22 protein-coding genes are annotated in these 23277 nt (G+C 62.5%); 15 read left to right on the plus strand and 7 right to left on the minus strand.

Annotated features, from left to right (window positions below):
• Positions 1-51: 51 nt before the first annotated feature.
• Both IM784_RS15675 and IM784_RS15680 read right to left on the minus strand, forming a co-directional pair.
• A complete protein-coding gene (locus IM784_RS15675) occupies positions 52-1212 on the minus strand; it encodes a pyridoxal phosphate-dependent aminotransferase (RefSeq protein WP_199556295.1) in 1161 nt (386 codons plus the stop codon).
• Positions 1205-1600 (minus strand): RidA family protein, encoded by a 396-nt coding sequence (locus tag IM784_RS15680; RefSeq protein WP_199556296.1) that lies wholly within the window; start codon positions 1598-1600, stop codon positions 1205-1207. Before IM784_RS15680 ends, IM784_RS15675 begins: the two co-directional genes overlap by 8 nt.
• Before the next feature lie 41 nt (positions 1601-1641).
• Here IM784_RS15680 and IM784_RS15685 point away from each other — a divergent pair, with 41 nt between their 5' ends.
• The 13 genes from IM784_RS15685 (at position 1642) to IM784_RS15745 (ending at position 15873) form a co-directional block, all read left to right on the plus strand.
• On the plus strand, positions 1642-2085 hold the full coding sequence (locus IM784_RS15685; RefSeq protein ID WP_199556297.1) for an ABA4-like family protein: 444 nt from the start codon (positions 1642-1644) through the stop codon (positions 2083-2085).
• Positions 2086-2458: 373 nt separating this feature from the next.
• On the plus strand, positions 2459-3532 hold the full coding sequence (locus tag IM784_RS15690) for a sensor histidine kinase (protein WP_199556298.1): 1074 nt from the start codon (positions 2459-2461) through the stop codon (positions 3530-3532).
• 121 nt (positions 3533-3653) lie between these two features.
• Positions 3654-3908 (plus strand): DUF6894 family protein, encoded by a 255-nt coding sequence (locus IM784_RS15695; RefSeq protein WP_199556299.1) that lies wholly within the window; start codon positions 3654-3656, stop codon positions 3906-3908.
• A 29-nt stretch (positions 3909-3937) separates the two neighbouring features.
• Positions 3938-4651 carry a Crp/Fnr family transcriptional regulator gene (locus tag IM784_RS15700; protein WP_199556300.1) on the plus strand — a complete coding sequence of 238 codons (714 nt, stop codon included), beginning with the start codon at positions 3938-3940 and terminating at the stop codon, positions 4649-4651.
• Between the two features lie 138 nt (positions 4652-4789).
• Entirely contained in the window at positions 4790-4948 is a 159-nt protein-coding gene (locus IM784_RS15705; RefSeq protein WP_199556301.1) for a hypothetical protein, read from the plus strand.
• A gap of 93 nt (positions 4949-5041) precedes the next feature.
• On the plus strand, positions 5042-5800 hold the full coding sequence (locus IM784_RS15710) for an ATP-binding cassette domain-containing protein (RefSeq protein ID WP_199556302.1): 759 nt from the start codon (positions 5042-5044) through the stop codon (positions 5798-5800).
• Positions 5797-7329 (plus strand): ABC transporter permease/substrate-binding protein, encoded by a 1533-nt coding sequence (locus tag IM784_RS15715; protein ID WP_199556303.1) that lies wholly within the window; start codon positions 5797-5799, stop codon positions 7327-7329. Before IM784_RS15710 ends, IM784_RS15715 begins: the two co-directional genes overlap by 4 nt.
• 64 nt (positions 7330-7393) lie before the next feature.
• Entirely contained in the window at positions 7394-8662 is a 1269-nt protein-coding gene (gene egtB / locus IM784_RS15720) for an ergothioneine biosynthesis protein EgtB (RefSeq protein WP_199556304.1), read from the plus strand.
• A gap of 1 nt (position 8663) precedes the next feature.
• Positions 8664-9650: an L-histidine N(alpha)-methyltransferase gene (egtD, locus tag IM784_RS15725; protein ID WP_199556305.1), complete on the plus strand. Its 987-nt coding sequence runs from the start codon at positions 8664-8666 to the stop codon at positions 9648-9650.
• Positions 9651-10048: 398 nt separating this feature from the next.
• Positions 10049-12811 (plus strand): MobF family relaxase, encoded by a 2763-nt coding sequence (gene mobF, locus IM784_RS15730; protein WP_199556306.1) that lies wholly within the window; start codon positions 10049-10051, stop codon positions 12809-12811.
• 125 nt (positions 12812-12936) lie between these two features.
• The gene (gene dcm / locus IM784_RS15735; RefSeq protein WP_199556307.1) at positions 12937-14157 is read left to right on the plus strand and encodes a DNA (cytosine-5-)-methyltransferase; all 1221 of its coding nucleotides are present in this window, start codon (positions 12937-12939) and stop codon (positions 14155-14157) included.
• A gap of 12 nt (positions 14158-14169) precedes the next feature.
• A complete protein-coding gene (locus tag IM784_RS15740; protein WP_328799568.1) occupies positions 14170-14613 on the plus strand; it encodes a very short patch repair endonuclease in 444 nt (147 codons plus the stop codon).
• Positions 14614-15873, plus strand: a complete 1260-nt coding sequence (locus tag IM784_RS15745) for an MvaI/BcnI family restriction endonuclease (protein ID WP_199556309.1) — start codon at positions 14614-14616, stop codon at positions 15871-15873.
• Here IM784_RS15745 and IM784_RS17790 read toward each other — a convergent pair.
• The gene (locus IM784_RS17790; protein ID WP_199556334.1) at positions 15796-16227 is read right to left on the minus strand and encodes an Imm26 family immunity protein; all 432 of its coding nucleotides are present in this window, start codon (positions 16225-16227) and stop codon (positions 15796-15798) included. The two genes, IM784_RS15745 and IM784_RS17790, sit on opposite strands and share 78 nt — an antisense overlap.
• A gap of 99 nt (positions 16228-16326) precedes the next feature.
• Positions 16327-17151: an IS5 family transposase gene (locus IM784_RS15755; RefSeq protein WP_199556310.1), complete on the minus strand. Its 825-nt coding sequence runs from the start codon at positions 17149-17151 to the stop codon at positions 16327-16329.
• A 518-nt stretch (positions 17152-17669) separates the two neighbouring features.
• Here IM784_RS15755 and IM784_RS15760 point away from each other — a divergent pair.
• Positions 17670-18728 (plus strand): TolB family protein, encoded by a 1059-nt coding sequence (locus tag IM784_RS15760; protein ID WP_199556311.1) that lies wholly within the window; start codon positions 17670-17672, stop codon positions 18726-18728.
• Between the two features lie 44 nt (positions 18729-18772).
• Positions 18773-20136 (plus strand): IS3 family transposase gene (locus tag IM784_RS15765; protein ID WP_235977427.1). Its coding sequence is split into 2 segments (ribosomal slippage): positions 18773-19120 and positions 19123-20136, totalling 1362 coding nucleotides; the frame shifts between segments, so codons are not numbered across the junction.
• An 80-nt stretch (positions 20137-20216) separates the two neighbouring features.
• Here IM784_RS15765 and IM784_RS15770 read toward each other — a convergent pair.
• From IM784_RS15770 to IM784_RS15780, 3 genes are read right to left on the minus strand one after another with little or no spacing between them, the layout of a single operon-like run.
• Positions 20217-21641, minus strand: a complete 1425-nt coding sequence (locus tag IM784_RS15770; RefSeq protein WP_199556313.1) for an aldehyde dehydrogenase family protein — start codon at positions 21639-21641, stop codon at positions 20217-20219.
• Positions 21642-21661: 20 nt separating this feature from the next.
• Positions 21662-22138 carry a hypothetical protein gene (locus IM784_RS15775; protein ID WP_199556314.1) on the minus strand — a complete coding sequence of 159 codons (477 nt, stop codon included), beginning with the start codon at positions 22136-22138 and terminating at the stop codon, positions 21662-21664.
• Entirely contained in the window at positions 22135-23259 is a 1125-nt protein-coding gene (locus IM784_RS15780; protein ID WP_199556315.1) for a phosphotransferase family protein, read from the minus strand. The genes IM784_RS15775 and IM784_RS15780 overlap by 4 nt, the downstream gene beginning before the upstream one ends.
• Between the last annotated feature and the right edge of the window lie 18 nt (positions 23260-23277).

A 23277-nucleotide genomic window follows, 5' to 3' on the forward strand; every position in this document is an offset into this window, starting at 1 on the left:
CCTGCCGGGTCCGGGCAGAGCCCGGCCGCCGGAGGCCAAAGGACGCTGCCGTCAGCGCGCGACGAAGCCGGATATCCGATCGAAGGCGCGGTCCAGGGTTTCGATATCCGGGGTGAGGCTGATGCGGAGGTGGCCGTGGCCGCCTGCGCCGAAGCCGCTGCCCGGCACCAGGGCGACGCCAGTGGTTTCGAGGAGGGTTCGGGCGAGTGCGATATCGTCGGGGTTGACGCCGGTACAGTCGGCCATGACGAACATGCCGCCGGCCGGCAGGGCGGCGCGCAGGCCCTGGATGGCGTTTACGCGCTGGACGACATGGTGGGCGCGGGCCTTGAAACCGTTGTGGTAGTCGGCCAGTTCGGCGGCGGGCAGCGAGAGTGCGACGACGGCGGCGTCCTGCACGAACTGGCTGACGCCGAAGAGGGCGGCTGCGCTCCAGTCGCCGAGGGCGGGGACAAGGGTTGGCGGGACCAAAGCCCAGCCGCAGCGGAAGCCGGTCATCGCGTGGCTTTTGGAGAGGCTGTTGAGGACGATGGTGCGGCCGGCGGGGCCGTGTTTCCAGGCGCGGATGTCCTGCCCGTCGTAGCGGAAGCTGGCATAGACCTCGTCGACGACGATCCAGACGTCGTGGGCTTCGGCGAGGTCGCGCAGGCGCGCGTAGTCGGCGGGTGAGAGCGCTGTGCCGCTGGGGTTGGCCGGGCTGTTGAGGAAGATGGCGCGGGTGTTGGGGCTGATGGCGGCGGCGATTGCTTCGATGTCGATGCTGAGGTCTGCGCGGGCGGGGACCTTGATCGGTTGCGCGCCGGCGGCGGCGACTACGCCGGGATAGGTGGCGTAATAGGGGTCGGAGAGGATCACTTCATCGCCTTCGCCGGCGATAAGGGTGAACACGGCGAGGGCGGCGTGCTGGGCGCCGGGGAGTACCACGACATTGTCTGTCGCGCAGCCTTCGACGCGGGCGATGGCTTCGCGCAGCGCGTGTTCGCCGAGCAGCGGGGTATAATGGGTACGGCCGTTCTGCAGCGCAGAAGTTGCGGCGGCGACGATGGCCGGGTGCGGTGGACAGACCGGGTCGCCGAGGGACAGCAGCAGCACATCGTCGCCGGCTGCGGCGCGGCGGAGCGCGAGATCGGCGGTTTCCCAGGCGCTGGACTGGCCGATGGCGGCGAGTTTCTGCGCCCGGCCGGAGAGGCGCGGGCCGGGTCGATCAAGCATGGTCGAGAACCGCCTCCGCCTCGATTTCGATCAGCCATTCCGGGCGGAGCAGGACGGCGCCGGCGAGCATGGTGGAGGCGGGGCGGATATCGCCGAAAATCTTCCCGTGGGCGCGGCCGACAGCCGCTGCATCGGCCGGGTTTACCAGGAACATGCGGGTGCGGACGACGTCTGCCGCCGTGCCGCCGAGCGTTTCCACCGCCTCGACGATGATCTGCAGGCAGCGGGCGGCCTGTGCCTCGGCGTCGCCCGGCGTAGAGCTGCCGTCTGCCTCTACCGGCGCGGTGCCCGAGACAAGGATACGGTTGCCGACGCGGATGGCGCGTGAGAAACCGATGCTGGCTTCGAAGGGGGAGCCGGAGGAGGCCTTGCTGCGGGCTTGGGTCATGCGCCCGGCTCTAGCGGCGGGTTTTGGGGAAGGAAAGCCGCATGCGGAACGCGGATCTGGTGTTTTCGATTGCCAACTGGTTCGTGCTGGTTGGATGGGCGGCGCTGCTGCTGGCGCCCTTGCGGCGCGACGCCCTGGTGCTGGTGGCGCGGGTGGTGGCGGCTGCGGTTTGCGCGATGTACGCGATTTTGGTGGTGCGCGGGCTGGCCGTGGGGCCGGGGCTGCCGGAGGGGGCCGGTTTTGGGTCGCTGGATGCGGTGGTGGCGTTGCTGTCCACGCGGGGGGCGATGTTGGCAGGCTGGATCCACTATCTGGCGTTCGATCTGTTTGTGGCGAGCTGGATGCTGGCGGACGCGCCGCGGGCAGGTGTGCCGCATTGGGTGGTGGTGCCGTTGCTGGGGCTGACCTTGATGATGGGACCTGTCGGATTGCTGGTTTATCTGCTGGTGGCCGGGATGCGGCGGCGGGGCCGGCCGGCTGCCTAGCCGGCGTGTGCGGGCGGGTTTGGTGGTGCTGGTATTCCAGCTCGTGAGCGGCCGACGCCTGCCATCCCCAGCCGTTGGCATTTCGAAGCGGCGACCCTTCCAGGGTGCCGCTTCTGCATTGGGCCAGCCTCGCCGCGATCAGGCGGAGACCAGATGTACGGCCGTGATCCGGGCTGGCGGCAAGCCGTTCCGCTTTGACAGTGCGATACGGCCGCCGGGATAGCCCCGCACGGACATGGTCTCGTCCCGCTATCGCTTAACATTTGTTGTCGCCCGCCTCTCTGAACTCGTCCATATTCGCGGAACCGAAGCCTGACGAAACGAGCATATGCGCTCGGCTCGCTGCGGCTCTGGCACGGGGGTTCGCGCGCAGATGGCCGACATTTCCTTTGGTAGCGTGCGCGAGGATGGCGAACTTTCATCCTCCGACATCGATATCGCTAGCCTGAATGCGGCAACAATCGCGCGCGAGATTTCCGACGTGGAGGACGCGGCCGGGTTCCTCGCCACTCTCCTCGACAGCTCTGCGGACTGTATCAAGGTTTTGGATCGGCAAGGGAGGATCCTGTATGTCAACAACGGAGGCGTGCGAGTTCTGGAGGCAAGCTCGCCTGGTCAGTTGATCGGTCGATCCTGGCCGCAGATGTGGAGCGGCGCGGAGCTGGCCCATGCAGCGCAGGCGCTTGCCCGATCGCTGGACGGGGAAGTCGCCCGGTTTCGGGGGCCGAGCAGGACGTTGCAGGGATCTCAGCGCCATTGGGATGTGATGCTTGCGCCAATTCGATTGCATGGCGGATCGGTTGACTTTGTGCTGGCGACTGCGCGTGACATAACCGATCAGCAGCGCATGGAAGTCCAGCGCGAACTTCTGGCCCGCGAGCTGAACCATCGGGTCAAGAATATTCTGACCGTGGTAGGCGCGATTGCGCAACAGACGCTGAGACCTCCGGCAACTCTGGCCGATGCTGCGCACGACCTGAATGCGCGCATTCTTGCCCTGGCCCAGGCCCAGTCCATTTTTACGGCTTCCAACCTGGAAGGCGCCGAGATGGGCAGCGTAGTCGAAAAGGCGCTGGCTCCCTACAACAGGCCGCACGATCGGCGCTTCCTGATCCGCCCCGGACCGGAGCTGTTCATATCCCCCTCGCAGTCGATGCATCTGGCACTTGCGATCCACGAGCTGGCGACCAATGCCCTCAAATATGGTGCGCTCACCACGGACGATGGCACGGTGAGCGTTGGCTGGGGCCCGCTTGCCGAGGGCACGCAACTGCAGTTCGAATGGCTGGAGCGCGGCGGGCCTCCGGTCTTGCCGCCTTCCCGTCGCGGCTTTGGCTCAAAGCTTATCGAGCGGGCCTTGGCCGCTGAATTCCGCAGCAAGGCCAGACTGGTGTTTGCGCCCGAAGGCCTGGAGTTCCGACTCTGTTGGAGCCCTGCCAGCGGATAGGATTTGAACGATCCATAACGCGGGGGCGTTGAACATGCGTACCGGGTTCCGCGCAGGACGCGGCGTCGGAACTATCCAGGGCTGCGGTGATTATCCCCCTGTATGGATGCAAGGATTTTCGATGCCGCGCTATTTCTTCAATTTCGAAAATTCTGAATCCTATAGGGATCAGGATGGTGTGGAGCTGGCAGGTGACCACGATGCCTGCATCGAGGCTGTGAAGTTCGCCGGCGAGTATCTCCACAGTTCAGCACAAAGCGTGTGGGATGGGCGAAAGCTGTGCGTCGAAGCCCGGGACGCGCGAGGACGGGCGCTGGTTGTCATCAGCATCTCCCTTGATGTCGCGGGCACCCCACTGTCGCCGCGCAACGGTTAGCGCAGCCCACATTTCCTTCAGGACATGCGATGTACACAGACCGGTTTCTGAAAGACAAACGAGGCGTGCGGCTTGAGCCCGCCGAGCGCGCCGCGCTGGAAGCGGCGATTTCCGACATCAAGACCTTCCCGCCCCGGAAGACGGTTGTCTTTGCCGGCGAGACGATGAACTTCAGCATGCTCCTGATCGACGGGCTGATGTCGCGCTACATCGACGACAGGCGCGGTTTCCGGCAGCTCGTTGCCGTACATGTGCCGGGAGATTTCATGGATCTCCATGGATTTCCGCTGAAGCAGCTCGACCACGACGTGGCAACACTTACGGCCTCCACGGTCGCGATGGTGCCGCACCGGGCGCTGGAACAGCTGATAGAGGCGGAGCCACCGCTGGCGCGGAAACTGTGGTTCGCAACCTTGATAGATGCTGCCATTCACCGGGCCTGGCTGTTTCGTCTGGGCCGGCTTGATGCCACAGGTCGGGTTGCCCATTTCATCTGCGAGATGAACGCCCGGCTGGTGGCTGCGGATTGCAGCGACGGACAATCGTTCGCGCTTGGTCTGACGCAGGTCGACCTTGCCGAAATCTGTGGCCTGACGACGGTGCACGTGAACCGGGTGGTGCGGATCCTTCGGGAGGAAGGCCTCTGCCGTATCCAGGCCGGCCGGGTGGAGATTCTGGATCTGAAACGGCTGACGGCGCGGGCGCAATTCGATCCCTACTATCTCTATAATGCGCATCCGTGAGCGGAACGGCGGAGAACAAACATGCCGTTCCAATTAACGTCTTCACCTATGTTGTGACGAAATTTTTTTCGGGAACGCCGGTCGTGGAGGTGGGTTGCCTTTGTGCCGCATCGTCGCGGCAAGCACAGGAGAAGCCAGATGGCGGATAGCAAGCAAACCGATACGCACAAGAGCGGCGGCAAGGATGCCAAGGGCGGTAGCCAGAGCCCGGCGGGCAAGGATACCAAGAACGGCGATACCAAGAGCGGCGATACCAAGAGCGGCTCTTCGAGCAAAGCCAAGACCGGCTCGCGCTGAACGGGGCGGACGGGGTTTTCCCCCGTCCTGCCTTCCGTGCAGGATTGCCACATCTCGCTGGCAGCATCTGTGTCGTACCGGCATACTGGCCCGATGATCGCCTTTTCCCACGTTACAAAGGCCTATGGCGATCGGTTGGTCGTCGACGACGTCTCGATGATTGTGGAGAAAGCTGCGTTCGTGGTCCTGGTGGGCCAGTCCGGGGCGGGGAAGACCAGCTTGCTGAAGGCCGTCAACCGGCTGGTGCAGATCGACGGCGGGTCCGTCCGCATCGACGGCGAGGATGTGGCGGCGATGCAGCTTACCGACCTCCGGCGCCGGGTTGGCTATGTGTTTCAGGGCGTAGGGCTGTTTCCGCACATGAGCGTGGCGCAGAATATCTGGATCGGCCCGCGGCTGCGGGGGACACCGGATTCTGCACGACCGGCGCGCGTTGCCGAACTGCTCGAACTCGTGTCGCTGCCTGCTGACCTGGCCGAACGCCTCCCGGCGCAACTGTCCGGCGGGCAGGCGCAGCGGGTGGGGTTTGCCCGTGCGCTTGCGGCAAACCCGGAGATCATGCTGATGGACGAGCCTTTCGGCGCACTGGACCCGGTGACGCGTCGCGATCTCGGGCTTGCCTACCGGGCGCTCCACGACAGGATGGGGCTGACCAGCCTGCTGGTGACCCATGACATGGCCGAAGCCTTGCGGCTGGCCGACCGGATCGTGGTGGTAGGTGACGGCAAAATCCTGGCCGACCTGCCGCCGGCCGAATTGCTGCAGTTCCGGGGCGACGAGCGGGTGTGCGCCATGATCGATGTCGTGCGCGAGGGTGCCCGGCATTTTTCCGTGCTGGAACGGAACGGATGAGCGACCTGCTGCGGCTGGTGCAGGCGCATCTGCTGCTGAGCATCTGCGCGATGATAGTGGCACTGGCGATCGGCCTGCCGATTGCGATCCTGGCGGCAAGGCGGCCGCGGATCGGCGCGCCGATACTCGGCCTCGTCAGTCTGCTGCAGACCATTCCGGGGCTGGCGCTGCTGGCGCTCTTCTATCCACTGCTGCTGTTCCTTGGCCGTGCAACCGGCCTGCCGATCCCGGCGCTGGGGTTCCTGCCCGCGCTGCTGGCGCTGGCGCTGTTTGCCCTGCTGCCGATCATCCGCAACGGGGTTACCGCCATTCGCGGTGTCGATCCGACACTGGTGGAGGCCGCAGACGGGCTGGGCATGACCGGCTGGCAGCGGCTGGCGAAGGTGGAGCTGCCGCTGGGCGCGCCGGTACTTCTGGCGGGCATCCGCACTGCGACGGTCTGGACCATCGGCACGGCGACCCTTGCCACCACCATCGGCCAGCCGAGCCTGGGCGACCTCATCTTCTCGGGGCTGCAGACGGAGGACTGGCGGCGGGTTCTGACCGGTTGCCTGGCAGCAGCCGGGCTGGCGTTGACGGTGGATTTCCTGCTGGGACTGATCGAGGGCGGGTTGGCGCAGCGTCGGCGCTGGAAGGTTTGGACAGGGGCCGGCCTGCTGCTGGTGGCGGCGATAGCCGCCTTGCTGCCGCTGGGTGGGCGGCTGCCGAGCGACAAGGGGCAGACGGTCGTTGTCGGCGCGAAGAACTTCTCCGAGCAGTATATATTGGCCGAGCTGATCGAGATGCGGCTGAGGGCGGCCGGCTATCGCACCGAGCGGCGGGACAATCTTGGCTCGGCAATCGCCTATCGGGCGCTGGCGGCCGGCGACATCGACGTCTATGTCGACTATTCCGGAACGCTCTGGGCAAATGTTCTGGGGCGTACCGACACGCTGCCCTCGGCGGCGATGCTGCAGGCGCTTCAGCGCGAGATGGCCGGGCGAGACAGGGTGCAGCTGCTGGGCGCGCTGGGCTTTGAGAATGCCTATGCCTTTGCGATGACGCGGGCCCGCGCAACGGAAATGGGGATAGCGGATCTCGACGATCTGGCCCGCGCCTCCGGCAAATTGCGGCTGGCGACCGATCTCGAGTTTCAGAACCGGCCGGAGTGGCAGGCGGTGGAGCGGCTTTATCGCCCGCAATTCCGGGAAATCCGCCAGTACAGCCCCACCTTCATGTATCGCGCGCTCGGCGATCGATCGGCAGACGCCATCACCGCCTTTTCGTCGGATGGCCGTATATCCGAAATGCAGCTCATCACGCTGCCAGACCCGCGCCGCGCCCTGCCCCACTATGATGCCGTTCTGCTGCTGGGGCCGGGTATCGGCAACGACCCTGGTATAGCTGCAGTATTGCAGTCGCTGGTCGGCTCCATTCCGATCGACAGCATGCGGGCGGCGAACTGGATGGTCGACCGCGACGCCGACAAGACGACGCCGAGACAGGCGGCCGAATGGCTGGATGGAAAAATCAACCGGGACCGCATGTAACAAAATCCGTTCAGGATAGTTTCCTCAATCGGTGACCGCGCTGAACCGAAGGATGACAAGGGGGATGGATAGCGTGACCTCTGAAACGGCGACCGGCAGCGCAGAAGAACTCCGTGCACAATTCCTGGCCGTGCGGGCTCTGAGCCTGGATCTGGTGCGCGGACTTTCGGAAGCGGATGCAACCGCCCAGTCCATGCCGGACGCCTCCCCAGCCAAATGGCACCTCGCGCATACCAGCTGGTTTTTCGAGACCTTCCTGCTGCGTGATCACGTGCCCGGTTATCGGCTGCAAGACCCACGCTGGGCCTACCTGTTCAACAGCTATTATGAGGCCGAGGGCCCACGCCATCCCCGGCCGCAGCGTGGCCTGCTGACGCGACCTTCTCTTGCCGAAGTCATCGACTACCGGCTTCGGGTGGACGAGACGTTGCTGGAGGCGATGGACATTGTCGCTGAGCGCTGTCCGCAGCTGCTTGCGCTTGGGCTGAACCACGAACAACAGCATCAGGAACTGCTGCTGACGGATCTGAAGCACCTGTTCTTTCATAACCCGCTGAGTCCGGCAGCCTGGGCTGAGGGACCGGGCAATGGCGGCCCGCATTATGTGCAAGCGGCGGGCTGGCTGCCTCAGGCGGAAGGGCTGGTCAGCATTGGCGCCGCCGGGAATGGTTTCGCGTTCGATTGCGAAGGACCGGCCCACCTGCACTTCCTCCGTCCCCATGCTCTGGCGGACAGACCGGTGACGAACGCTGAATGGTTCGATTTCATCGATGACAACGGCTATGCGACGCCATCGCTGTGGCTGTCGGACGGATGGGCTTGGGTCAACGCGCAGTCGGTCGAGGGACCGCTCTATTGGCGCCGGGACGGGCGCGATTGGGAACAGTTCACGCTGTCAGGCTGGCACCATGTCGATCCGGCGGCGCCTGTAGCTCATATCAGCCTCTATGAGGCGGACGCCTTTGCTGCCTGGGCCGGGGCGCGTCTGCCCACAGAACAGGAATGGGAAGCGGCGGCACAGCAGATGAATCCGGCAGAGGGGGTCCAGCTGGACGCGGCAGGGCCCGTGCAACCCCGGTTTCTTGCCGAGTCCGGGGGGATGTTCGGCAATGTATGGGAATGGACGGGGTCGCCCTATCGCCCTTATCCGGGCTTCCGGGCGGCGGCGGGCGCGGTCGGCGAATACAATGGCAAATTCATGAACGGGCAGTTCGTGCTGAAAGGCGGAAGTTGCGCCACGCCGCGGGGGCACGTGCGCGCATCCTATCGCAACTTCTTCGAGCCGCATCAGCGCTGGCAGTTCACGGGCCTCAGGCTGGCGAAGGACGTTTGAGATGCGGTTCGGGCATGCGACAGGCGTAAGCGGACGGTTTCAGGCGGAAGTCGATCCGGCTTTCCGCTTCGACGTGCTGCAGGGACTTTCCCAGACGCAAAAGGCGGTTCCCGCGCGCTGGCTGTACGATCTTGCCGGGTCGCGCCTGTTCGAGGAAATCACCCAGCTTGCAGACTATTATCCGACGCGGGTGGAGACCGCGCTGCTGAAACAACATGGGGCGGAAATCGGCCGCCTTGCCGGCAAGGCGAGCGCCGTGGTCGAATTCGGCTCTGGCAGCTCCACGAAGACGCCTCTTCTGTTGCGGGAGCTGCAGCCGGCGATCTATGTGCCCATCGACATATCCGGCGAATTCCTGCGTCAGTCGGGAGCGCAGCTGTCGGCGCAGTTTCCCGAGCTCACCATATTGCCGGTGCAGGCGGATTTTACCCGCCCCGTGCAATTGCCGCCCGCCCTCCGCGGCCATCCCACGCTGGGCTTCTTCCCGGGCTCTACCATCGGTAATCTGATTCCCTGGAGCGCGATCGACCTGCTGCGGTCCATGCGGGAAACCCTGGGCGATGGCGCGCAGCTGTTGATCGGCATGGACCGGGTCAAGGACATCGGCCGGCTTGTCCGGGCCTATGACGATCCCGAGGGCGTGACGGCAAGGTTCAATTTGAACCTCGTCACCCGCATCAACCGGGAACTGGGCGCGGATATCCCGATAGCGATGCTCCGCCACCGGGCAAGGTGGAACGCGGAATTGAGCCGTGTGGAAATGCACCTGGAAGCGCTGGACGACCTGCTGTTTCACATGTGCGGCCAAAGATTCGAGATGCGGCGCGGCGAAACGATCCACACCGAGAACAGCCACAAGTACACGCCCGATCAAGCAAAACTGCTGTTGCAGGCGGGAGGCTGGACCCAGCGGCATCTCTGGACGGACGCGGACCAGGATTTCCTGATCCTGTTGGCGCAGGCAACGGAACACAAGTCCGCACCCTGATCCAGTGCGTTGGAGAACGCGGTCGGACGCGATGCGCCCACCAGCATTCGAAGTATATGGAGCTTTCGGCTGCTGTCCTGACGCATACAGAGGTCGGCGGACTTGGGTTTGGAGCGGGTGAAGGGAATCGTTCGGGAACATACAAATTCCTGAACATAGGTGTTTAGTATGTCACATCCCTGCTCATTCCGGGCGGTGGCTGGCCAGTTTCCAATTTGGAGATCAACCACTTCGCCCATCCATGGGAACTGCGATTTCCGCCAGAACCTACCCCAACGAAAAACCGCTGGAGGGGCGGCAACCCCTCACAGCGGCGTATCCGATAGCTATGCGGCTATTCTCGGGTTTTACGTCAAGGTCGAATCAGGCGCAAGCGCTGCGTTGTCTGGCGGTGAAGCGTGAGCGCCACCCTTGCCCACCAAGGCCTGCCGCCCGGCATCGTGCGGAAAGATCTGCTGTCACTGGTCGAGAATCTCGGGAAGCGGGGCCTCGGCATTTCGAGCACGGCATTTTGCGTGCTGCACCACTACGTCTTCCGCTCAAGAGACAGCGACTATCGGCAGGGCCGGATCTGCGCGGTCTGGGAAAAGGTCAGCGGCACCGCTGAGCGGCTCGGTCTGTGCAGTCGGGGTGTCAACGAAGCCGAACGGGAACTGGAGCGCAAAGGTCTTCTGGTCCGTACAACAGGTGGCAACGGCGCTCGTTCAGGCATGCGCGCCGGCGAATCCATCCGATGGGCGGCGGGGATAAATCTCGCGCCGCTGATTGGCAGGTTCACGGAACTGCAGCTGATCCGGGACGCACAGCTATTGCACCAGCAGGCGGTCATAGAGACCAAAGCGGACATCCGCCGCATCCGCCGGAAAATCCGCGAGACGCAGAACCCTGACCTGCACCAGAAGTCCGAGGACATTCTGCCGTCCGGTCGGGTAGCCCCGATCGCGGATCTACCCAGGCTTCAGGCCATCCTGACGGCGCTGGAGGCGGTGTTCGAGAGCCTCAGTGATGAGAGCGGTCGGCAGATTTCTTCCGATGCACCGGAAGAAATGTTCCGACCCAATATACAGAACAATCGATCACGAACTTGTACCAGCAATCGGGAGGGTGCTGTGACGCCGGAGATCGCGCTCGAACTGGCGTCACCTGCTTATCGGGAATTGGTTGCAACCAAGGGCGGCGCCACATGGCCCAACCTTGTCGAGACTTCGCGGCAAATGGTGGGTGCTATCGGCATCTCACAGGGCGCGTGGGGCAGCTGGGTCGAGAAGAACCTTCTGGAAGCTCGCGTCTGGGATAGGTCGGCGAAAGTCCAACTGGCTGAGCCGACCGGGAAAATAGCTGCCGCCGTTTTCCAGCATGACGTAAATCGCAATGGCGACCCGCAGTTGCACAGCCATGCCGTGATCTTGAACGCGACGATCGCATCGGACGGCAAGTGGCATGCCATTCACAACGACAAGCTCTACCTCAGCCAGCATCTCATTGGCGCCGTGTTCAACGCTGAACTTCGGTCGAGAGTGGAAGCGTTGGGGTATGAGACAATCCCGGCGGCGAATCCCATCGGCGGCTCATTTGAAATTGCCGGTGTCACGCGAGGCGAGATCGAGGCGTTCTCGACACGACGCACAGAAATCTTGGAAGCCTTGGCAAAAGAGGACCGCGGCAGTCCGCGTGTTGCGCAGCTGTCGTCACCGGATCGCGTCCAATTGGTGCAGGGCGGTGCAGGTGTAGGCAAATCTGCGGCGCTTGCGCCTGTTGCCGTCATCGCTCGGGAAGAAGGGCGGAACGTCTTTGCCTTGTCGCATGTGGGCCGCATTGCCCGCGAGCTCGGGGAGAAGGTTGGTGAGAAAGGTTCGACGGTCGATACCTTCCTTGGCCGCTATGCTGCCGTGCTGGAAAGTCGCGCCGGTCCTGATCGAATGGCGTCCGCCCGCGCCGAACTTTCCGACGCTGTCATCATGGTCGACGAAGCCAGCATGATCGGCAACGAGCGGCTGCTGAAGCTAGTCGATCTCTCCAACAAGCTGGACGTCGGGCGGTTGATCCTGGCTGGTGACGTGAAGCAGCTGCCGGCAATCGAGGCGGGGAAGCCGTTCGAGCTTCTTCAGAATGTCGGTGTGCCCACCGGCGAAATCACCGAGAATCTGCGCGCCACGACACCGCAGATGCGCGATCTCAACGCCGCACTTGGCGAGAGCGATATCAGCAGGGCATTTGTCATTCTGAGGCCGGATACGGTGGAAGTGCCGCATGGCCGCACGCCAATAGCGGCGGCGCGCCTGTGGGCCAAATTGCCGATAGAGGAACGTGAGCAGACAATCCTGCTGGCATCCGGGCGGGCGATGCGGTCGGCTGCCAATGAAGCTGTGCAGGCCGAGCTTCTGGCGAAGGGCGAGTTGGGCCCACAGTCTCTTCATCTCACGGTGCTCGACCGCGTCAGAATCACCCGCGAAGGGGCGCGACAGCTGAAGGGCTATCGCGAAGGCAGGATTGTGGAATTCCGGACCAACCTGCCATCGCAAGGGTTCCAACGGGGGGATCGTGGGACTGTGCAGGGCATCGAGGATCACAAGGTCCGGCTGCAGATGGCGGACGGCAGCAGGAAGATATTCACGCCCGAACGACTCCCCCGCAATCTCGCTCATGATGCGGTCTCGATTTTCCAGCCCAAGGATCTCGAACTTCACGCCGGGGACCGTATTCGCTGGACCGACAAGGATCCTGCGCGCGGCACATTGAATGGCGACATTGCGCAGATGGATAGTGTTGGCCCCGGCGGTGTCACGGTCACCACTTCCGCCGGACAGCGCCACGACATCCCCCGCAATGACCCTGCATTAGAGCGGCTTGATCTCGCCTATGCGGTCAATGTCCATGTTGCTCAGGGCATGACCGCCAAGAACGGGATAATCCTGATGAGCGAGCGCGAGCGAACGCTGAACTCGACGCGAACGTTCCTGGTCGCTGTGACGCGAATTGCCGAACATGCGACGCTGGTGGTTGATAGCGCGAAAGTTGTGGAACGCTCCGTGGCACGAAACGCGGGTAGCAAGACGTCAGCCCACGAGGCTAGCAACAAAGGTCGGTTTGAGCACGAAGAGCGTGAGCCATTGCTGGAACGTGGGCATGGGGGTGGCCGGGGGCGGGACTTCGAGCGGTAGCTGTCGATCACGGCTTGTGCAGGATCGGTATATGCCATTGAACAAATAGTGAACAAAATTTCGCAAAAGGGCTTGCCATCTGGGCCGCATCGCGACACCATGTCGAAAATCGTCCCAGGAGATTTATGCTCAACGAATTCGCCGCCCTTCGTGTTCGCGCCGGTCTCTCGATTGAAGATCTTGCCCAAATGACCGGCTACAGCTCACGTCAAGTGCAGCGCTGGGAAGCAGGTGACGGGAAGCCCAGAGAGGCGGCGATTGGGCTACTGAGGTCAATGGCTGCGGAAGCACCGGACCAGACCGCCACACGTTTTAATTTCATTGATCTGTTTGCCGGAATTGGCGGTATTCGCCGGGGCTTTGACGCCATCGGCGGTCACTGCGTTTTCACCTCCGAGTGGAACAAATATGCGCAGCAGACCTATGCTGCCAATTTCCGCGACAATCACCCACCGCATGGCGACATCACGACCATCGGCACAGATGATATTCCCGAGCATGATGTCCTCCTCGCTGGATTTCCCTGCCAGCCCTTCTCGATTGCCGGCGTCTCCAAGAAGAACTCGCTCGGCCGCCAGCACGGTTTTCTCGATGAAACTCAGGGAACGCTGTTCTTCGACGTGGCGCGCATTCTGAAAGCCAGGCGACCGGCAGCTTTCCTTCTCGAGAACGTAAAGAACCTGACGAGCCACGACAAAGGGCGCACATTCGAGGTTATTCTGAAAACCCTGACTGACGAGCTGGGATATAAGATCTGGCATAAGGTCGTCGATGCCCAGCACTTCGTTCCGCAACACCGCGAACGGATCGTCATCGTTGGCTTCCGGGAAGACGTCCCCTTTACCTGGGATGATCTGCAGCTACCGGTAAAGGGCAGCATGCGCCTGAAGCATGTTCTTCACCCGCAGGATGGATCCGAGAAGGCAGAGGCGCCCTATACTTTGGGCCCGGACGCCATCGTGAACGGCAAATACACCCTGACGGACAAGCTCTGGCAATATCTTCAGGGTTATGCCGAGAAACATAAGGCCGCCGGCAATGGCTTCGGCTTCGGACTGGTCACTCCGGACGACGTCGCCCGCACACTATCGGCCCGCTATTACAAGGATGGATCAGAGATCCTTGTCAGCCAGGGCAAACGCAAGAACCCCCGTCGCCTTACGCCGCGCGAATGTGCCCGGCTCATGGGATACGGCGACGACTTCCGAATTCCTGTCTCTGACACGCAGGCCTACAAACAATTCGGAAACTCGGTCGCCGTGCCTGTTTTTGAAGCAGTTGCCCGGATTATGCAGCCGCACATTCAGACGATCGTCGAAGCATCGCAACAGCGTAAAGCAGCTTAAGGGTTGGCAGATGTGCATGATCCCGCCACCCGCAGCCGGAACATGGCGGCGATCAGGGGACGCGACACCAAACCAGAACTGCTGATCCGGAAGGCCCTGCATTCAGCCGGACTGCGATACCGGCTGAATGTCAGAGATTTGCCAGGCAAGCCCGATCTCGTCTTTCCGCGCTACCGGGCCATAATCTTTGTTCACGGCTGTTTCTGGCATCAGCACGACTGTCACCTGTTTCACTGGCCCGCAACGCGACAGGACTTCTGGCGTGAGAAAATCGGGCGCAACGTGATCAACGATGAGAGGGCTGCCAACGCACTTCTGGAAGCAGGCTGGCGCTCCGCAATCGTCTGGGAATGTGCATTGAAAGGCCGCACCAGAGCTGATTTTCCAGAAGCTGTTCAGCGGCTGATCACTTGGATAAAGGGGGATGAACAGACCATCACGATCAGGGGCGGGTAATTGGTCGCATCACTTGCACAGTTATTGGATTTGATGCGCCACCACGGCGCGTATCGCATTTATGCCAAGAAGCTCGCGCCCAACGACAACTCCAAGAACCAGATCTATCTGGGTGGCGATTTCTCCGCACTCAACATCATCCCGCACGGCGATGTAATTACCGATAACACGACTGTCGCCGGCGCCGTTCGCGATCGTGCGAAAGCGCCTGTCGACTTTTATTGGATAGACGAAACCCGCCGGCACCGGGCGCCGAATGCAGGGCTAATCCTGTATCCGAAATATCCGGAAGTCCGGATGTCGGGCTTCCTGCTCGGCTGCAAGGCCGCACCCTCAGAGATCATGCGGGTCCGCGATTTGGGGCGCGTGCTTTTCTTCGGCATCACGCGACAAGGCGAAGTGTTGGGGTATGCTGCCGCCGCAACTAATCCGATTGCCGCGGAACTGACCGCGCGCGACTGGCCGATGGTCGGTGTCTTTCAGGAACTTCCATTGACACTGGGTGACACCAGTAGCCCACGTGAACATCTTCTGACGGAACTGCGCCGCATTTACCAGCTGCAATGGATTGCCTCTCAGAAGCTGGCCAGAGACGGCACGAAAGCCCCCTACGCCGCCCGCAATGGCGGCGGCTACACATTGGAGGCGGAGCTGGGCATCATGCCCAACGGCTACGCGGAACCCGACTTCATGGGCTGGGAAGTCAAACAGTACGGCGTTCGCGACTTCAGCTCCTTCAGGCCACTGTCGCCCGTTACACTAATGACGCCGGAGCCAACTGGCGGCATCTACCGAACTTTGGGCATTACTGAATTCATGAAGCGATTTGGATATCCTGATCGGGCAGGCATCTCCGACCGCATCAACTTCGGCGGCCGCTACGATTGTCAGCGCGCCTCCAATCACCTTACGGGCCTCCGGATGATAATGTCGGGCTATGATCCACTCAGTGGAAAGATCACCGACCTCGATGGCTGGCTGGCCTTAATCGACGCCTCCGGAGAGATCGCGGCATCGTGGACTTTCAAAGGCATGATGGCGCATTGGAATCGCAAACATGCACAGGCGGCCTATGTGCCTTCGTTGTCGCGAACACCGCCCCCGGAATATCGGTACGGCGCAAATGTTCTGCTTTGCGAACAGACTGATTTTCTGCTTTTTCTAAGAGTCCGTTTGAGAATGTCAGGCGGGGATGGCTGTAGCGTTGATCCTGAGGCTTTCCACCCAGCGGTTCGGTCGGTGCGCGGCATGGTCATTTAGGCGATCAACGACGTGCTCAGGCTCCCATACGGCTGCGCATTCAAGATGTTGGCATTCGTCGAGGGAAGCGGAGCGCTCATAGTTGGTCGCGGCGAATGCCGAGTGGTACAGGGATAGCCGGCCACTGATGGCGTCCTGCTTGTAGAAGAAGGGTTCTTCTGCATTTTCCGGCAAAAGCGGCCGCGAACCGATGACCGGCCAAGTTCCCTTGGTGATCGCGTGGTTGGACACCCACAACCTGAAGGCAATAGGCAGGCTGGGGATGCGCTCGACCCCAATCTCTTCGTCGAAGGTGCCTTCAAAAAGATAACCAAGGGCTCGCTCCCAACTTGCCCATAGGCATGGCGGCCTGATCCGAGGTCGATGCGCACTATATCGCCGACCTTGCGACGTACTCGCTTCTGTTTTTGAGCCGTCACCACGACCTGCGCTCCCCCTTTGAACAGCCGTCGTTTACGGCGTGAGCCGCCGGAGCAGGTTGCTCGCCATGGCAAGATGGATCATCGCTTCCGATACGTCGAGGCGCTTCTCATAATCGCGGACCAGCCTGCGCCAGCGTGTCATCCAGCCGAAGGTGCGCTCGACAACCCAGCGCCGGGGAAGCACCTTGAAGCCAGAAACATCGTCCGACCGGCGGATGATCTCCACGGTGAAGTCGCGGTAGGCGGCAGCGTCGAGCAGCTTGGTGCGGTCGTAGGCCGCGTCGCCAAACAGATGCTTGAGCCATGGCCAACGCCTGCGGACTGCTGAGACGATCTCCTGTGCGCCAGCGCTGTCGGAGATGTCGGCAGTGGTCAGGTTAACCATCAGCAGCCGACCATCGGTATCGACGGCGATGTGGCGCTTGCGCCCCTTGATCCGCTTGCCCGCATCAAAGCCGCCGCCTGATGGTGCCGATGGTGCCTTGACCGACTGACTATCGACGACCGCGGCAGAAGGGCTCTGCTCGCGAGCCTCGCGTTCCCGGTCCAGCATTAGCGCTACATCGTGTATCGTTCGGAAAAGCAAGCGCCGTACGAAGCGACGAAACCACCAATAGACTGTCTGCCACGGCGGAAAATCCTTGGGCAGCATGCGCCAGCCTCCGCCCGAACGAGCCAGATACCGCAAGGCGTTCAAAACCTCGCGCAGGTCAGTCGATGGCCTGCGCCCGCGCTTCGGCGGCACAGGCAGGAACGGGTGGATAATCCCCCACTCCACATCCGTCAGGTCTGTCGGATAGCGCTTGGCTCGCTTCTCATGTTCTGCCATCCGGTCACGGCTCGCTCGGGTCCACATCCCAAGCTTGAATCACGCCAGCGGCGGCTGCTCAACCCATTATCAAACGGGCTCTAAGGGCCTTTGCCACTGGAGAGGTATATTATGATCCCGCCGTCAAAATGGCGAATGCCTCAGCCTCGCGGCCCGAAATTAAGAGGCGCAGCCAGTTTAGGATTGCGCATTCGGGACTAGAAAAACTCTACAGGAATCATGAAGTGGTTCAGCTTTGAATTGGCCAAGCAATAAGTTCTTTCGCCGGCATATCGGAAGCGACCTTCACTGTGGGGCTTACTCGAAAACTGCCGCTCACTTGACTGCTGAAGCGGCTCCCCGTGTTCGCAAAACTCCACTCACTTCCGAGAAGTCATGCACTCCCGTCTGTCGCATATCGAGCGCGCGTAGTTGCATGGTAGCGGACGCCGTGGCGCAGCAGAATATTGCTTCACAAACTCGCAGCGCCAAGGCCATGTCTAACTCGGTCAGGTTGCGCGACGTTAGTCGCTTGCGCTGCAATTTCGGTGTGTCCAATTAGAACAATGTCACGATCTGCATTGCACAGTGCGTTTGGCTTTCGACACTGGCTTTTGGTGTTTGTGTTGCTGTTGGCACCACCCACAGTGGCCGAACAACGATCGATGACCGTCGATGATGTGCTTGCGATCGAGCGGCTCGAAAGGGCCAGCCTGTCGCCGGATGGTTCGCTCGTCGCGGCGGTAGTCCTTCGAGGGGCTTTGCCGGGAGAGATCTTTGGCCGCGCCTCCTACGAGATTGATCCTTCGCGCGCCGACATCTGGATCATCGACCGCGCGACCGGCGCCAAGCGCAATCTCACCAACGGGCGCAGCCGGGCCGCAGGCGCCTTGTGTGCAACATGGTCTCCAGATGGTCAGCGTCTCGCCTTCTTGTCGACCCGCCCTACAGACGCAGAACCGCAGGGCGGCAATAACGTCAGGCTCTATGTTTGGGATCGCCATTCGGACGAGCTTATTCGCCTGAGTGAGCAGGCGGTCGTTACGCAAACGCGCTATGGTGGCGGCCTCAACAAGCTGGATATCGCCGGGCCGAACGCGGTGTCAGCGGACGCTTGCAGTGCGGGAGATGAGAACCCGCCGTTTGCCTGGCTTGATGCGCAAAGGTTGTTAGTGGCCTTCCTTCCGACGGGGCGGACATCTGCGCTGCTGGACGCAAGCGAGCGCATCTATCAGCACACCCAGGCGACACGCGAGGCGATGCAGACTGGACGTGAGGCGATGGTCAGCGTGTCAGGAAGCGGTCTGGAGCGCACAGGTGCCGGGCCCGAAGAAATCGCAATATTAGCCGTTGGAAATGTCCCGAACCGCCAATGGACGAATGTAGCGTCAGTCCCGCTTTACCCCTTCAACGGCAGTTTGGGCGTGCGCGTATCGCCCGATGGTCGCCGGGCCGCGGTGTTGGCGACGACCGGATCCATTCCGCCACGTTCGGGTATCCCGTGGGCGAGGAACGATGGGGACTGGACTGTCGAGAAGCGGCTCGGCGTTATTGATCTGGTTGAGCCGCAGCCGATGAAGTGGGTGTCCCCCGTCAGCACCAATGGCACAGATTTGAGGTTGTGAATTAAGGAGGGTTGGGGCTTCGTCGTAGTGACGAAGGAACGAAGATGAAGACCCAACCCTCCTTGAAAAATTCGCCGGTAAAGGCCCCAGCTGAGCGGGTGGTGAAGGATATCCGGCGGCAGACCCGGCGGCATTTTTCGGCCGAGGACAAGATCCGTATCGTGCTGGATGGCCTGCGCGGCGAAGACAGCATTGCCGAGCTGTGCCGCAAGGAAGGCATCGCCCAGAGCCTGTATTACACCTGGTCGAAGGAGTTCATGGAAGCCGGCAAGCGCCGCTTGGCCGGTGATACCGCGCGTGCCGCGACCACCGGCGAAGTGCAGGATCTGCGGCGTGAGGCCCGTGCCTTGAAGGAATGCGTTGCCGACCTGACGCTCGAAAACCGTCTGCTCAAAAAAAGCATGATCGCGGATGGGGGCGACGACGAATGAGGTATCCCGCATCCGAAAAGCTCGAGATCATCAGGATCGTCGAGCAGTCGCACCTGCCGGCCAAGCGGACGCTGGACCAGATCGGCATCGCCCGCCGGACGTTCTACCGCTGGTATGACCGCTACCTTGAGGGCGGCCCGGAGGCGCTGGAGGATCGGCCATCGGCGCCGAGCAGGGTGTGGAACCGCATCGCGCCCGAGGTGCAGGATCAGATCGTGGAACTGGCGCTGGAGCAGTCCGAACTGTCACCGCGCGAACTGGCGGTGCGATTTACCGATGAACGCCAATACTTTGTGTCCGAAGCCACGGTTTACCGCCTGCTGAAGGCCCATGATCTGATCACCAGCCCGGCCTACGTCGTGATCAAGGCCGCCGATCAGTTCCACACCAAGACCACCCGGCCGAACGAGACGTGGCAGACCGATTTTACCTACTTCAAGATCATCGGGTGGGGCTGGATGTATCTGTCGACCGTGCTCGACGACTTCTCGCGCTACATCATCGCCTGGAAACTGTGCACCAACATGCGGGCCGAGGACGTGACCGACACGCTGGACCTCGCCCTCAAGGCCTCGGGCTGCGACAGCGCCACGGTGCTGCACAAGCCCAGGCTGCTCAGCGATAACGGCCCCAGCTACATCGCGGGCGAACTGGCTGAATACATCGAAGCTCAGCAGATGAGTCATGTGCGCGGTGCACCGTGCCATCCCCAAACCCAGGGCAAGATCGAGCGCTGGCACCAGACTCTGAAGAACCGCATCCTGCTGGAGAACTACTTCCTGCCCGGCGACCTCGAAGCTCAAATCGAGGCCTTCGTCGAGCACTACAATCACCAGCGCTACCACGAGAGCCTGGCCAACGTGACACCTGCAGACGCCTACTTCGGCAGAGCACCGGCCATCATCAAACAGCGTGAAAGGATCAAGCGACAGACCATCGAACATCGACGCTTGCAGCACCGCAAGCTCGCCGCCTAACATCAACCCCCAGACGAGGCCCGCACTCCGCTAATCTACGCCGCGAAGTGTGCCAAATGTTCTGACGACGGACACTGCTTTTAGCGGCCAGCGCGCTTGCGTGTCAGCGTCTTGGGTAGAAGATACTCGAGAAGCCCATCTTCGCCATTCTCGACGCCGAGGCCCGACTGTTTGTGGCCGGCAAAAGAAGCGAATGGCGAGAGGTGGCGGGTTTCATTGACCCAGACATTTCCACTTTCGATCCGTTCCGCAAGCGCCCAGGCGGCGTCTTCGTCAGCGCCCCAGACGGACGCGCCCAGACCATATTCGCAGGCGTTGGCGCGTGCGAGGGCTTCTTCATAATTATCGAACATGAGTAGTGGCAGCACGGGCCCGAACTGTTCTTCCTGCACGATACGGCTTTGCTCGGGCGGATTGTCGATGATCGTCACTGGGATGAAATGTCCCGGCACCTCTTCCGCTTCGCCGCCGGTCAGGAATACATAGCCCTGCGCCCGGGCGTCGCGGATGAGATCGCGCATGCGGTCATATTGCTGGGGGTTGTTGACCGGGCCAATCTGCGTGCCCTGCTCGGCGCCGTCGCCGACCTTGACCGTGCGGGCATAGGCAACCAGCGCGTCGCGGAGCGCCTCATAGACGTCCTTGTGAACATAGATGCGCTTCGACGCGATGCAGATCTGACCGGCGTTGCCGAAGGCGGCCCAGAATATCTGCTGGGCGATCGCCTCGGCATCGACATCATGCATGATGATCGCCGGGTCGTTCCCGCCGAGTTCGAGCGTCACGCGCTTCAGCGTGTCGGAAGCGGCCGCCATCACCTTCTTGCCCGTTGCGGTCGAGCCGGTGAAGCTGACCTTGTCGATCCCGGCATGGCTCGTCAGCCATGGCCCCACTGCGTCCCCGCCGCTGATCACGTTCAGCACGCCTGCGGGGAAGATGTCGGCGGCCAACTCGCCGAGCTTCAATGCGGTCAGCGGAGTGAAAGGCGACGGCTTCAATATGACGCAATTGCCCGCGAGCAGAGCCGGGCCGAGCTTGAACGAGGCAAGGATCAGCGGATAATTCCAGGGCGCGATCGCCGCGACGACGCCGAGGGGAACGTAGCGCGTCTCGCTGTAACGCTCGGCGCTGTCCTCGTTGACTGTGACCGGAATATCGAGGCTCGCCGCCGCTTTGAGCCAGTTAGCCGCGCCTAGCACCTCCTCGGCGGCATCCTTGTGCGGCTTGCCCTGCTCGCGGGTGAGCAGCCGCTTCATCGGCTCGACCTCTTCGATCAGCCGGTCGGCGAGCGCGATGATCGCCTTGCGGCGCGTCTCGATCGGCGTGTCGCGCCAGCCGGCAAAGGCGCCGCGCGCCGCGGCGACCGCGGCGTCGAGGTCGGTCGGCGACGCGTCGGGCGCTTCGGCGAAGGTTTCGCCGGTCGCGGGATTCTCGACCGCCAGCTGGGCAGCGCCCGGCACCAGTTCTCCGCCGATCAGCATCCGGAAGTCGCGATCGATCATCATGTCCGTTCCTCCGTTCGCGCTCACGCGCTCTTTTCGCTGTCGAAGCCCATCGGGGCGAACCAGCTGCGATCTTTGTCGGCGCGCGCGCGGCCGAGCGGCAGGATCGCCGCGGCGAGGCTTCGGTGATAGTCGCGCTCGCCGCCGGCGTGCGCGGCAAGCAGCAGCGCGTCGATCGCCTCGCGGATGGCCTCGGCGCGTTCGCGAGCGAGCCCGTCCTTGTCGGCGAGCCGCGTTTCAAGCCCGGCACGGGCCGCGGCGCTCGGCTCGCCGCCGCCGGCGACGGCCAGCAGCGCACGGGCCATGTCAAAGATGTCGGCGCGCTCCCCCTCCTCATAGGCGGGGGTCGCATCGCGCTGGGCCTGGATGATCTGGATATGGCCCATGGCGAGCATGATCTGCTCGCGCGCGAGGTTGGCGCTTTCGGGAAGCGCGGGGAGCACCACCGACTGGAGCGCGCGCAGTACGCTGTAAAGGCGATCGTCGACCGAGGGGTTCACTGGCTTTCCTCCATCATGAGTAGCCGCGCGAGCTCGTCGACGAACAACGGTCCGGTCGCGGCGAGGAAGGTGAGGAGCACATCCTGGTGGTTATGCGCTTGGCGCGCCGCGCGCATGCCGAGCGCCGCGACGAGGATATAGCTCTTCCATGCGTTGAATATGGTGAAATAATGCAGCTTCGCGGCGTCGACGCGGTTGCCGCTCGCCGCCTCATATTCAGCGAGGAATTGCGCGGGCGGGGCGAGGTCGCTGCCGCGAAAGACGCCGTCGATATGGCTGCCGAACACCGGTTGGATCGCCCAGGCGAGGTCGGCGTGGAGATCGCCGAGGTAGCACATCTCCCAGTCAAGGATTGCGGTGATCCGGCCGTCGGTCTCGTCGAAGAGATAATTGCCGGTGCGGTAGTCGCCGTGGACGACCGAAATCTTCTCGCAATCCGGTACATTATCCTCAAGCCATTGCGTCGCGAGGCGAAGCACGGGCTCCTTTGTCACAGCATCCTGCTCGAGCAATTCCTTCCAGAACTGGATCAACCAGCGCGTCGGCTGCTTGGGATCGTCCGTCGGTGCGGTGAAAGATGGCAGGTTGGCCGTGCTCCAGTCGAAATTGTGGATTGTCGCCAAATGCCCCAGGAATTGCGGGCGGATGATGTCGCGCAGCGGATCGCCCAATATGGTGCCGAGACCCGTCACCGAGAGCTGATCCGAGGTCGGCTTGGTCACGCCCGCAACGACCTCGACGATCATCGCAGGGCAGGGGAAATGGTCGGCGTCGATGTCGAGCCAGACTGCGGCGGGAACCGGGAGCGTGCCTTCGAACGCGCGCAATATCTCATATTCGCGCGCACGGCTCGTCTCGGTGATGCCCTCGGTCGGGTCCATGCGCAGGATATAGCGGCGTTCGGTGCCGTCGCACTCGAGCGTGAAGATGAATTGCTCGCGCGATGCGCCGCCGCCCATACGCGCGACGTTGCGGACGGTCGCGCCTGCCTCGCGCGCGTCGTACCAGCTTTGCAGCAGCGCTGCGACGGCGCGATCCTCCTGCGGAAGATAGGGCGGCAGGCCGCGCCGCGCCTTGCGCTCTTCGAGCAGCGTGGCGAGCAGGGGTTCGGTGTCGATCATTGTCTCTTCCCTCGCTTT

This window comes from Sandaracinobacteroides hominis, assembly GCF_016464365.1.
Lineage (GTDB): Bacteria > Pseudomonadota > Alphaproteobacteria > Sphingomonadales > Sphingomonadaceae > Sandaracinobacteroides > Sandaracinobacteroides hominis.